Raw genomic sequence first — 12,350 nt, forward strand, 5'->3', positions numbered from 1 at the left:
AAATGTCCAGAATTTATAAACCGCTCAATGATCTCTCCAGCGAGGAGATAAAGGACCGTCTAAAAAGAAATGACACCGCTCATCTTCTAACGCTCCCTCTTTCTGTCGGTGAATACCATTCGAACTGGAAGTTCGCTCAAGATATTTGTGCCCGGCTCTCTAACCATGAATCAGCTGCTGTTCGGGCTAATGCGGTTTTGGGATTCGCATATATTGCAAGGACAAAGGGACAATTAGAGAAACACATCGTTAATCCCATTGTTCTGAGAGAGCTCCGCGAAAACAAAGAGTATGAATGGAGAGTTCGCGATTCTATTGAGGATATTAATTTATTCATGAAGTGGAACATCGGAAATAGAATTATTTACGAATGCGGGGACGAACATATTGGGTGTTAATAAAAAGGGAAGAAGAAAGTTCGTTCATGGCGAAAAGAGTTATTTCTGGTATGTCAAAGAAGATGATGAAGAGCACGGACGGATCAAACTATTTATTGTTTCGGAAGATAAAAAATTTAATGTTTCCTATGAAGTTGTGGGATGACAACGTTATAACGCCGGGCCTTGTGAAAACTATAATTGAATGGAGCCTGAAGGATAAAGAAAATCTCAATTTCGTGGATTGGGAGGAGTGGCGGAAGGGATGTTTGGAACTGTAGGAGCCGCAGCGTCCGAAAGTCCAAACGATCCCTGGAGCCAAGACTATTCCCAAAGTAAAGCGGCTCCAGCTCAGATGACCACCTGACAATATGCTGCATGGATAATCAGGCTACGATTACTACCGGATGATATGCTTCTTACGAAAGGAGGGATTGCGTGGAGTGGCTGGAGCGAATGAACCGGGCGATCAGCTATATTGAAGATAACCTGGAACAAGACATTGACTACGATCAAATCGCTAAAATCGCCTTATGTTCGGTTTACCAGTTTCAACGTATGTTTTCATTTGTACTTGATGTCCCCTTATCCGAATATATCAGGCGCAGAAGGCTGACACTGGCTGCGTTTGATCTAAAGGACAGAAAAAACACTGTGATGGAGATAGCCTTGAAGTACAGGTATGAATCACCGGAAGCCTTCTCCCGTGCATTTCAGAATCTGCATGGAATGACGCCTACATTAGCGCGTAATGCCGGAAGTGAGTTAAGAGCCTATCCGCGCATCTCCTTTCAAATCATCTTAAAGGGAGTGACCGGAATGAATTACCGGATGGAGAAACGGGATGCTTTTCAAGTGTATGGGCTGGAGGACATCTACCAGTACGACACTATTGCGAATGAAGCGGGCGTAACGATCCCGGAGGTTTGGCAAAATATCTGCAAGAATGGTGAGTTCGAACGTTTAGCCCAATCAGTAAGCGGGGCTTGGAGAGACGAAGGCAATTTCAGCAAGGAACTTGGAGCAGTCTTTGCCTTCGATGCCTACACCTTCACAAGCAACATGACCTTCCCTTATCTAATCGGGTGCTACAGAGCGCCAGGCAGCCAGGTGAACGGATACACTGTCGTTGATGTTCCCGCGTCTACGTGGGCCGTGTTCTCAACACTCCATGACGGGAACGGCAGCGGCAAATACGATTTGCAGTCATTGAAGAACCGGATCTTCTCGGAATGGCTGCCAACCTCAACCTATACGATTCTGGACGGCGGTAATTTCGAGATGTATGGTACAAGCGCAGACGGCTATGAATATTGTGAGCTCTGGTATAGAGTCGGGGAATAGTTATGGAAAAGCGCGGTGTCCGGAATGTCCGGTCACCGCGCTCTTTTTGTCTTTAGAAGTACTTCTGCAAAGTTAGTAAAGCATCAAATTCAAAATCACTGAACACAAGATGTACCGAGTGCAATTAAGCAAACCCTTTTGCTTTTGCTTTTGCTTTGCTTTTGCCTTTACTCTTGCCTTTCCCCCTGCCCTACCCCAATAGTAAGTGAACTTGGTTCTCCCCCATTTGGGAGAAGTGGCGGAAGGGATGTTTGGAACTGTAGGAGCGGCAGCGTCCGCCTTTAGATTTGGATTTCTACCGCAGACTATGCGGCATAAATCAGGAAATCCAAATCTAACAGCGGCCGAAAGTCCAAACAATCCCTGGAGCCACGACTATTCCCAAGGTGTTGAATTGCCCATGTTCACCTTACTTCACCGACCCAATCATCCCAGCCACAAACTGCTTCTGCATCACAAAGAACACCAGCGCCGTCGGGATCGTACCAATCACAATCGCGATCATAATCATCCCGTAGTCCGGGGCGTAGCCCGAGCCGAGAGTGGAGATGAGCAGCGGCATGGTCTTGGTCTGCGGAGTCTGCAATACGATCAGCGGCCAGAGATAGTTGTTCCAGCTCGACATGAACGTAATGATCGCTCCGGCGGCGTAAGTCGTCTTCATGGTCGGCAGGTAGATGCGCAGGAAGATGCCCAGCTCGCTAAGCCCATCCATTCTGCCGGCCTCCAGCAGCTCCTTCGGGAACATCTTTGTGCTCTGGCGGAAGAAGAAGATCAGGAACGCGGTAGTCACCGTAGGTAGAATGACCGAGGTCATCGTATCAATGCCCATCCACGGGAAGACGTTCGAGATCTGGCCGAACATCCGGTACAGCGGGATCATCAGCGCGGCGAACGGAATCATCATCGACAGCAGCAGAATGTTGAATACAATATCCTTCGAGCGGCTGCGGAATACCTCGAAGCCGTAACCGGCCAGCGAAGCAATCAGCAGCGCCAGCAGCGTGGTGGTTATGGAGATTTTCGCTGAATTCATCAGGGATAACTGCAGGTCCGTGGTGTCCAGCAGCTTACGCAGATTCTCCAGCAGATGGGTGCCTGGCAGCAGACGCCCGCGGGTGACATCCACCGACTGGTTCGTCGAGCTGACGACCATCCACAGGAATGGAAAAATTGAGACAATGGCCGCAATGCTGAGGAACAGATACATGAAGACACGTTTACTTTTAGCCATTTTTATCACCTGCCACTTTGAACTGGATGACCGACAGCAGCGCGATCATAATGACAATCGAATACGATACGGTGGCTGCATAGCCGAAGTCTGCTGCATATTTGAATGACAAATTGTAGATGTACTGGGAGATTGTCTGGGTCGCGTTGCCCGGGCCTCCCTTCGTAATATTCATGACCTCGTCGAACAATTGCAGCGTCCCGATCGTTGAGGTAATCGAGGTGAACAGGATGATCGGCTTCAGCAGCGGGACCGTAATTCCGAAGAACTGGCGGGAAGAAGATGCCCCGTCAATTTTGGCGGCCTCGTAGATGGAGTGATCGATATTTTGCAGGGCCGACAGGTAAAAAATCATATTATAACCCGTCCAGCGCCAAGTGATCGCTAGGATAATGGTGATTTTGGCCCAGAACGGATCGGTGATCCATTCAATCGGGGCGCTGACCAGATGGAGCTTCAGCAGCATCGTATTCACCAGGCCATTACCGGAGAATAAATACTTGAATACCACAGAATACGCGACCAGTGAAGTGACACAGGGCAGGAAGATCGCCGTCCGGAAAAACCCCTTGAATCTCAGCTTGCTGTCATTCAGCAGCACCGAGATAAACAGCGCGAGGATGATCATCAGCGGCACTTGAACCAGCAGATAGATGAAGGTGTTCTTAACCGATACAATAAATGTCTTGTCAGACAGAAGCCGTGAATAGTTATCGAAGCCGGTAAACGTAAGATTGCTGCCCGTTCCCGTCTGGAACGACAGAATAAGTGCCTGAAGCATCGGATAGAAATAGAAGACGAAGATCAGAATGACCGCAAGCAGGACGAAGGACCATCCGGTCAACACGCTTTTGGTGCGGAATCTTAGTTTGGAATTAGTTTGATGCACAGCTGCCCAGTCCTTTCCTTATCATTTAAAATAAGCCCCGGGCACAGCCCGCCTCCTGAACTCCCGGAAGCTGCAGGCCACGCCCAAGGTTCACGGTGTGCACAACCTAACTATTTAATCTGTGACTCGGCCTGGGCCTGGGCATCGCTCAGCACGCTGTCAATATCCTTGCCGTTCAGATAATTCTGCATCTCTACAATCAGGATGTCTTCAATCGCATACGTGTTGATTCCGTAATTGACGCTTGGGATCTGCTCCGTCCAGGCGGCGAAATCGGATACAATCTTCTGGCCGCTGAAGAATTCATTGGCCTGGCTGTAAGCCTCTCCGCCCGCAGCCGCTTTGAAGGTACCGATGACACCGATGTCCGTGAGCAGCTTCTGGTACATTTCCACATTCGAGCCGAAGGTCTTCGCCATGAAGTCTGCTGCCGTCTCCTTACCGTCCACATTCATGACATACCAGGAGCTTCCGCCCAGGTTCGAAGCATGAACGGATTTGTTCGCAGTCAGCTTAGGAAGCGGTGCGATTCCCCACTTGCCGGATTGTGACGCTTCAGCCGTAATCGAAGGGGTGATCCAGTTGCCTGTCGGCACGGAGGCTACATCGCCGCTGTTCAGGGCGGCTACGAACTGGCTCCAGTCTGCATGTACCTTAGCTACGTTTGATTCAGTCAGTTCCTTATAGGTTTCAAAAGCTTCCTTAAGCGGTGCATTCCCCGCGATATTCGGCGTCTTGCCGTCTTCCTTCAGATACCATTTGCCTGCGGATTGAATCATCACCCGGATTAGTCCAAGGTCGTTCGGATCCAGTGTAATCAGCGCTTTGCCGGTTTTCTCTTTCACGGCTTTGCCGATTTCAATATATTGCTTCCAGTCGATATCCTGCAGATCGGCCAGCTTGTAGCCTGCCTGCTCCAGATAGTCCGTTCTGACATAGAGTCCGGTAACGCCGGAGTCAAAAGGAACCCCGTACTGCTTCCCGTCCAGGCTGGTCGGCCCGCTTTTGTAATCTGCGAAGTCAGCGCCCTTGATCGAGCTGCTCAGATCGTAGAAGGAATCCTTGTACGATTGAAGGAAGCTCTGGGAACGGTAATCCTCAATCAGCACGATGTTCGGCAGACCCTTGGTGGTTCCGGAATTCAGCCCCGTGTTCAGCTTCTGGATAATATCCGCCTGTGCATATTCCACAATGTTAATTTTCACATCCGGGTTCGTCTTGGCATATTCTGCTTTGGCCACTTCCAGTGCAGCGATGTTGAATGCAGGGTCCCAAGCCCAAATGGTGATTTCCTTCGCCTGTGCAGGCTCTGTAGCTGCTGTATTCTCTGTCTTTCCCGTGTCCGCAGCGCTATTGCTGGTGTTCTTCGACCCGGAGTTCGAGCTGCAGGCCGTAAGCAGAAGCAGGCAAATCAGGACTAACGCAAAGCCTTTTTTCATTGGTAAGCCTCCCCTTTAATGCGCTTTACTGTCTCTCGCTTGAATGTAAGCGCTTATTTATTACATAAGTAATCTTATCACCCGGTCCGGGGGACCCGTTAGAACTTACTTTATGGGGATTGGTCATTTTATCGCCTGATTGTAAGCGTTACCTTGATTGCCGTTTGTTCTTTTTTTGGAAAATGGTAATTATCTCACTCCTTCATCAGCGGCAGGCGGATTCGAATTGCAGTCCCCTCCCCCGGCGCACTCTTAATGGTGACTCCATACTCTTCGCCATACATTAGTACAAGCCGGTCATGCACATTGCGGATACCGATTCCGGTGAACAGCTGGCGCTTCCCCGCAAGGCTTGACATAGGCAGATCAGCCGCTCCGGTATCCATTCCGTCCCCGTTATCCACCACCTCACAGAGCAGAGATCCGGCATCCTGGGAGATGAGGATATGGATATATCCGCCGCTTTTGCGCGTAAACGCATGGAAGAAAGCATTCTCAATGAACGGCTGAATAATCAGCTTCGGCAGATGGTATTCCATACAGTCCGGGGAGATGAAGAAATTCACCCGGATCCGTTCGCCGTACCGCACATGGTTGATGAAGACATAGGATTTCAGATTCTCCAGTTCCTGCGTCACCGTAATGCTCTCACTGACATTGCTCAGCGCATTCTGCAGCATTGAGATCAGGGCATGAATCGTCTGCACCGCCTTCTCCTGACTGCCCTGCTGCACCAGAAAGTTGACCGAAGCCAGCGTATTGTACAGAAAATGCGGGTTAATCTGATGCTGCAAGGCCGCAAGCTCGGCATTCCGCTGCTCCTTCTGCGTCTCCACCAGCTTCTCGACATATTCATTCAGCTCGTCCAGCATATAGTTATAGGCATGACCCAGCTCCTGAAATTCAAAGCTGCCCGTAACCGTAATGTAATTGTGGAAGTTACGCTCGGTGATCTTGGACATCTGCCGGGTAAGCAGCGTGAGCGACCGGGTCAGCCTTCTGAAGATCAGGAACACCACGATCAGGGCCACGGCCACGATGGCTGAGCAGAACAGCACGACCATTTTACCGTTGACCATCTGGCCGAGGGCCGTCTGCTTATCGATCAGGTTCACAATATAGAAATCATAAGACGGCAGGTAATCCGCAATCAGAATCGAATCGGTGCCCTGGAAATCGGTGTTCTGGTAAGCAAGCTGCTGCTCCTCAATCTGCCTCGCCACCTGCAATAGATCCTCTGCCCGCTGGCCCATCAGATCACTGCGGTTGCTGGACACTATCATCCCCTGCTTATTCAGGATCACCACATCGTTCCCGGTACTGACAAAGCTGCCGTAGAAGGAGCGGAAATCCTGTTCATGAATGGTGAAATACAGCGTCCCGTAAATATCGCCCGTCGTCCGGTCCATCAGCGCTTTGCTGCCTACTATCACCGCTTCCTTCTGCGCCGAATCCGGCATCGTCTCTTCATAGAACTGATACATCAGCCGTTTCGGTTCAGCCAAAGTATTACGTGTCAGCTCATGCCGCTGCAGCTCCCGGTCACTCATCAGCAGATTGTTCGTGTTGGTGGAGTAGCTGCGGCCATTTTTGCCCATGATTTTGATCCCGACCTGGTAGGCATCGAGCGTGGACTGAATCTTCTTCATCTGCGTGGTCATATTGTAATAGGTCCGCAGCATCCGCACGGAGTCCGAGTCCTCCTCAGACAGGAAGGAACGGATCGTGCCACTCAGCTGGGTATTATTAGTAGCCGTAACGATTGAATAATGAAAAGCTTCAAAGCTCGCCTTAATCTGGCTGATCACCTTGGAATTCGTAATGCTGAACGTATTCATGAACAGCTTCTCCGACATGCGGACGGTCGTCCAGGAGGAAGCGATGGCTACGGCGATGATGCTGAACAGCATGACGAGGAAGATTTTGATGAACAGGCTGTGAAATTTGAACCGCTCCCAATATCTGCGCATACGCTCTACTCCTGCCCATAATGCTGACGCCGGTAGCCGCTCGGGGACAAGCCGTAATATTTCTTGAACACTTTGCAAAAATAGCTGTGATCGCCGTATCCGACCATGCTGCTAATCTCCGCTATGGGTGCCTCCCCGGCCCGCAGCAGCTCTGCCGCCCTGCCCGTGCGGACCGTGTTGAGATGCTCCTTGAAGCCCTCGTGATTGTAGGTCGTGAACAGGCTCGACAGATAGGAAGGATTGAAATGAAAATGACGGGCCAGCTCCGTAAGGGTTAATGGCTCAGCATAATGCTCCTCTATGTACTGAAGCAGCTTCGTCATATTCGCATTTCCGCCCTGTGCAGGCGCTGCCGATGCAGTCAGCTCCATGATCCGGCTCAGGTAATCATCCAGAATCTGCATGGCCTGCTCGGCCGTGCCCGCTTCATCGATGGCCCGGAACAGGCCGTATTTCCCCTCCTCCAGCTCCTGCAGATGACTGAACTGATTCGTAATATTGAAGATAATATTGCCCAGGAAGGACTTAAACTGATACACATCTCCATCATTCTGGCGGCTGAGCGCATCCACATGCTGATGCAGGTCACCGAATGCTTCCGCCAGCTGCTGACGCTTCAACTGCTCGGTGAATTGCGCCAGATTGAACTTCGGCAACGGAGTCTCCGGATCTGGACGTTTTTCCTGGATTAGTAGGGTCTGCTCCGGCCGGAAAAACCGGCACTGCTGTAGTCTCGCATTGCTCTCCTGCTGGACGGCCGCAAGCTCGCTGAGAGAACTGAATCTCCGGCTAAGCGTCAGACGCAGCTCCACTTCCTGCCCGGCCATCGTATCGGCCGACTGGTGTACAGCCTTTAGCAGCTGCGGCCAATGGGCTTCCTCCAGATTGATCAGCATGAATGTAGTCCCCGAAGGCTCTGCGACTGGAATAATACACTGCACCCATCCCGGTACACACTGGTTTAGTTCACGGGTAATAGTGGTAACTACGGTAGCGGATGCGGCCTCTTGTGCATTGGCTGCGTTGCTGCTGACCGCGTTAATAGCGGTATGATTCATAGCGTTGTCGCTGCTGACCGCGTTTATGGCGGTATGGTTCATGGCTTCGCCGCCCGGTGCTTGCTGCACCGGTTCCCAGCCCAGCAGCGCGAAGGCGTGATGCGGAAGCTGCTGCTTCACATACGCTTCGCTCTCCGGCGGCAGCCGGTAACCGGCCAGCATCCGGCCGAGCAGGGTATCCAGCGGCTGCGCTGCTGCCTCCGTTTGTCCTCCGGCGGCACTCAGTTCCGGGATGCGGTCCCGGGTTTTTTTTAACACCTGCAATAAGGCCCCGGCTTCCAGCTTCGGCTTCAGAATATAGTCCGCCACCCCATGCTGGAACGTCGAGCGCACATAATGGAACTCGCTGAAGCTGCTTAGCACAATCACCTCGGTAGCCGGATAATCGCGCTTCACCAGCCGGGTTAACTCCTCGCCATCCATCACCGGCATGACAATATCCGTAATGATGATATGCGGCTTCAGGGTCTGCAGCGAATTCAGCGCTTCCCGCCCGTTGGCCGCTTCACCCACGATCTTAAATCCTTCCTGCTCCCAGTCCAGCACATATTTAATCCCTTGCCGGACCAGGATTTCATCGTCCACAATCAGCACCTTGCATATTGGATTCATGATTCTCCCCCGCTTTCTGTAGTCTTTGACCTCTGGCCCTAGCCACTATGAACGGATTATAAAGCGCTATCATGGAGATGGTCAAACTTAAATTCTGGGATTTGCGGTGATAGAGCTTTCGGGACAAGTGTTCAGAGACTAATGCGGGGATGAAATCTGATGAAGTCTATAGGCTAGAGGATAGTTGTATTTCATACAGCTAAAAACGGGGAAAACCAGAACTTTTCTACTTTTATTGTATTCTGTACAGCTAAATCCAAGTAAACTCCCTCTTAAGGAGAACACTTAACATTCTAATTGCTGAAAATACAACTAAATCTCATTGAGCACTCCAATCTAAGTTTTTAATTGTAGTAAATACAATTAGAGCCGGAACTTAAACGTCCCAGCTACTGAGAATACTGAATGGTGAAGGGTAGGCATACAACCACGCTTCATCAAATGAATCAAGTAAGAATTCCAAGCATCTGCTCTATTGCATCGATAATAACCTGCGGTTTCTCAATATGTATGTTATGCCCACTGCCCTGTGCTTCAACTAAGTGACCGTTAGTGGAGGTATGCTTCAGCTCATTTGCCACTTCCTGCAGCTTCTCTCTTATGATCCGCTTCGTATCTTCCGAAGTCCCCGGATAGAAGTCATTGACTATTTCCGATTTGATAACGGTCAATGGAATATCGGTTTGCTTCAGTTCCCTAACCTGCTCATAGCCGGGCTGAACATTAGAGAACTCGCTGTGCATGGCCGCTATAGTCTTTTTTTGAAAGGATAATCTCCATAACAGCGCTTGCGTCTGCTTGGAAAAAGGCTTAATAGTAGCAGAGAATCCGGGGAAGCTTCTCAATGCGGACAAGACCTTTAACAATCCAGTTCTGGACAGCAAATTCAGGGCCCGATAGAACCTCACCGCCAAAAGCTGCCCTTTCACATGCTCTTCCGGAAACCGCGCTGTGACTTCATCCTCATGCATCGAATCTACCAGCACCACTCCCGCCACTAGCCCCGGATATCTCCCGGCAAACAGCCTTACATTTAATCCGCCATAGGAATGACCGACCAATAGATATGGACCTTCCATCCCAGATTGCTGCAACAGCTCATACAGCTCAGTTATGCACTGCTCATTGGTACGCGGAAACGGTCCTGACTCACTCCAGCCATAGCCTGCACGATCATATACAATAACTTGTGTGAGCTTAGCAACCTCAGGAGCAACAAGCGTCCAGAACAATGCGGAAGAACCACAGCCATGCTCCAACACCACTGGAGGCATGCCTTTGTCCTCACCAATAATACTGATGTACAACCTATGCTGTCCTACACTTATAAGTTTTCCATGATCCATATCCTTCTCCCACCTAATGCGAGCTGAGATGCTTGCGGTATCCCTCAACCTTTTCCTCCCTGTACCCCATCGCCTCATAGAAAATATGCGCTTCCTTCCGCTTCTCCCCCGACACGAAAATGATATAGTAACAGTCCCGTTCATGCGCAATCGCTTCGATCGCAGTCATCAGCTTCTTGCCAAGCCCCTGCCGCCGTGCGCGCGAAGACACGACCACGTTCTCAATCACCATGAACGGGCGGCAATCGCCCACCAGGTCCTGGCAGACGATCCCCATCAAGGAGCCCAGCAGTTCCCCGTCTACAAAAGCACCCAGCAGCACATACCGCTCATCCTCCCGGATTGTCCGATAAGCGGTTTCGAGCTTCACCGGGTCCGTCGGCCCGCCTATTAATTCATGGTAAAGTGTGTTTAATGCTTCAAGCGATTCAATTCCGATTTCTTCTATGGTTACCATGACAGGTGGCCTCCGCTTTCATATGGTTGTGGAACTATCACTTCATTTCATACATAAATAATTGACCATTGCGAGGATAACGCATACGTTCAGCCTCATAGCCCCTTCGCTGGAGCCTGCGGTCTAGTACTTTCATGAATGCACCATGACTGACAATTAGCACACAACCTTCTTGCGCACACGCCTCATCAACAAGCAAAGCATCAATTACTCTATCCGCTCGCCGCAGTACAGCGACTCGGCTCTCCGGTTGAGAAGAATGACCTACCGACCAGAACAAACGTCCAAGTATAAGCCAGAAAGAAACAGGCAGACGCAGTCGGCTAAGCCTAATTCTCCCGAGCCGCAGTGCTGCCACGCTAATCTCCCTTAACAGCTCTGTATACACAAACCTCTGAGCCTCAAAATAACTTGCCGTATGTACCGCCCTCGCCTGATCACTACACAGACAAAGGGTCCAACGCTGCCCCCCAATCTCATGTTCAGGAGCTTGAATTGGTGCTAATTCATACTCTTGAAGCCACTGATCGAATTGTACCCCTGTCAGCCAAGTCCGCTGCGGTTTAAGGTCTACTTTGAAATGCCTAATTAGTCCCAGCTTCAATCTTCTAATCCCCTATTTCGCATTTCTCAACTCAAACTCCTCACTCTTCCCGTCCCACTCGACAGTGACTTTAATGACGGAGTCCTCATATTCAAACGCACCATTCCCATATCCCCCCATATGCAGCATATCCCAGCGCACGGGTCCTTCCTCCGTCCGGGTGCTGCCGCCGCTGGTGCCTTTGTAGCCATATTTGAACTGCTTGATTTCTCCCAGATCAGACTGCTCACCCTTGTATTTCAAATCGAAGGTATATTGTTTGGAGCTTTCACTTGTCACTTTATCCTTCTTCGTAATCAGCTTCTGGCTGGCCTCCTGCTTATAGACGCCTGACCAGGTGTCCCCCTCGCCTTTGAAGGTATAGTTGAAATGGGTCGTTTCGGTATTGCAGGACGTCAGCAGCAGTAGCAGAATTGCCGGAAGCAGCAACGCACGCACTATCTTCTTCATGGTCAGCCCCCTTTTCCCATAGATTACATTAACGTGAACGGGATAGGTATTGCAGTACTGCCTCCACCCGTTCCTCCACCGTAAGGTCTCCTTCCAGCCGCAAAAGATCGCCGCTTAGTCCGGCCATCCACTCCTCATGCAGCATCCGGCTGCGGATCTCCATTCCGCCCGTATCGTACAGCGCTGCCCAGTCAATGAAGCTCTCAACATCCTCATACTTGTCTCCGCCCGGCAGACCCTCATCCCCGTAACGTTCATACTCCCGCGCCCGCAGCCGTTCCAGACGAATCTCCTCCGGAATCCACAGGAAAATCACCAGGTCAAAGGTGTCGCGCAGCGGATCACCCCAGCCGCAGAGCGCACCGGACAGAATCCACGGCTCATGCCGCTTGAGGTCCATCTCCAGTCTGCTCAGACGTGCGGCAACATCGCTCTTAATGCTGTATTTCTGTTCCCAATAGTAGTCGTCACTATCCAGATGTACATGCGGAAGCCTCGCCGCCAGCGCCTTGCCCAAGGTTGTTGTTCCCGCCCCGGAAGCTCCCATAATATGAATTTTGCGGTACATAG

Annotated in this window: 13 protein-coding genes; 3 read left to right on the forward strand and 10 right to left on the reverse strand. The window is 50.8% G+C overall.

Going from position 1 to position 12,350, the window contains the following annotated elements; translation table 11 throughout:
* Positions 1-2: 2 nt before the first annotated feature.
* The 3 genes from MKY64_RS14115 to MKY64_RS14125 all read left to right on the forward strand — a co-directional run bounded on the left by MKY64_RS14115 (position 3) and on the right by MKY64_RS14125 (position 1,721).
* Positions 3-398 (forward strand): hypothetical protein, encoded by a 396-nt coding sequence (locus MKY64_RS14115; RefSeq protein WP_340953595.1) that lies wholly within the window; start codon positions 3-5, stop codon positions 396-398.
* Positions 388-543, forward strand: a complete 156-nt coding sequence (locus MKY64_RS14120) for a hypothetical protein (protein WP_340953596.1) — start codon at positions 388-390, stop codon at positions 541-543. The genes MKY64_RS14115 and MKY64_RS14120 overlap by 11 nt, the downstream gene beginning before the upstream one ends.
* 272 nt (positions 544-815) lie before the next feature.
* A complete protein-coding gene (locus MKY64_RS14125; RefSeq protein ID WP_339313862.1) occupies positions 816-1,721 on the forward strand; it encodes an AraC family transcriptional regulator in 906 nt (301 codons plus the stop codon).
* A gap of 409 nt (positions 1,722-2,130) precedes the next feature.
* Here the strand turns inward: MKY64_RS14125 and MKY64_RS14130 are convergent, their stop codons facing one another.
* The 10 genes from MKY64_RS14130 to MKY64_RS14170 all read right to left on the reverse strand — a co-directional run bounded on the left by MKY64_RS14130 (position 2,131) and on the right by MKY64_RS14170 (position 12,348).
* Positions 2,131-2,955 (reverse strand): carbohydrate ABC transporter permease, encoded by an 825-nt coding sequence (locus MKY64_RS14130; RefSeq protein WP_036729652.1) that lies wholly within the window; start codon positions 2,953-2,955, stop codon positions 2,131-2,133.
* Positions 2,948-3,844 carry a carbohydrate ABC transporter permease gene (locus tag MKY64_RS14135; RefSeq protein WP_209879802.1) on the reverse strand — a complete coding sequence of 299 codons (897 nt, stop codon included), beginning with the start codon at positions 3,842-3,844 and terminating at the stop codon, positions 2,948-2,950. The genes MKY64_RS14130 and MKY64_RS14135 overlap by 8 nt, the downstream gene beginning before the upstream one ends.
* A gap of 110 nt (positions 3,845-3,954) precedes the next feature.
* Positions 3,955-5,283 carry an ABC transporter substrate-binding protein gene (locus MKY64_RS14140; protein ID WP_340953601.1) on the reverse strand — a complete coding sequence of 443 codons (1,329 nt, stop codon included), beginning with the start codon at positions 5,281-5,283 and terminating at the stop codon, positions 3,955-3,957.
* Between the two features lie 194 nt (positions 5,284-5,477).
* On the reverse strand, positions 5,478-7,253 hold the full coding sequence (locus tag MKY64_RS14145; protein WP_340953604.1) for a sensor histidine kinase: 1,776 nt from the start codon (positions 7,251-7,253) through the stop codon (positions 5,478-5,480).
* A gap of 5 nt (positions 7,254-7,258) precedes the next feature.
* Positions 7,259-8,923: a response regulator transcription factor gene (locus MKY64_RS14150; RefSeq protein WP_340953606.1), complete on the reverse strand. Its 1,665-nt coding sequence runs from the start codon at positions 8,921-8,923 to the stop codon at positions 7,259-7,261.
* 446 nt (positions 8,924-9,369) lie between these two features.
* Complete coding sequence (locus MKY64_RS14155) at positions 9,370-10,269, reverse strand: alpha/beta fold hydrolase (RefSeq protein ID WP_340953609.1); 900 nt, start codon at positions 10,267-10,269, stop codon at positions 9,370-9,372.
* Between the two features lie 13 nt (positions 10,270-10,282).
* The gene (locus MKY64_RS14160; RefSeq protein ID WP_209879793.1) at positions 10,283-10,726 is read right to left on the reverse strand and encodes a GNAT family N-acetyltransferase; all 444 of its coding nucleotides are present in this window, start codon (positions 10,724-10,726) and stop codon (positions 10,283-10,285) included.
* Between the two features lie 37 nt (positions 10,727-10,763).
* The gene (locus MKY64_RS33420) at positions 10,764-11,330 is read right to left on the reverse strand and encodes a histidine phosphatase family protein (protein WP_445671699.1); all 567 of its coding nucleotides are present in this window, start codon (positions 11,328-11,330) and stop codon (positions 10,764-10,766) included.
* Positions 11,331-11,342: 12 nt separating this feature from the next.
* Positions 11,343-11,780, reverse strand: a complete 438-nt coding sequence (locus MKY64_RS14165; protein ID WP_340953614.1) for a hypothetical protein — start codon at positions 11,778-11,780, stop codon at positions 11,343-11,345.
* 28 nt (positions 11,781-11,808) lie between these two features.
* Positions 11,809-12,348: an AAA family ATPase gene (locus MKY64_RS14170; protein WP_340953615.1), complete on the reverse strand. Its 540-nt coding sequence runs from the start codon at positions 12,346-12,348 to the stop codon at positions 11,809-11,811.
* Between the last annotated feature and the right edge of the window lie 2 nt (positions 12,349-12,350).

It is taken from the genome of Paenibacillus sp. FSL R7-0210, from assembly GCF_038009085.1.
Classification (GTDB): Bacteria; Bacillota; Bacilli; order Paenibacillales; family Paenibacillaceae; genus Paenibacillus_AQ; species Paenibacillus_AQ silagei.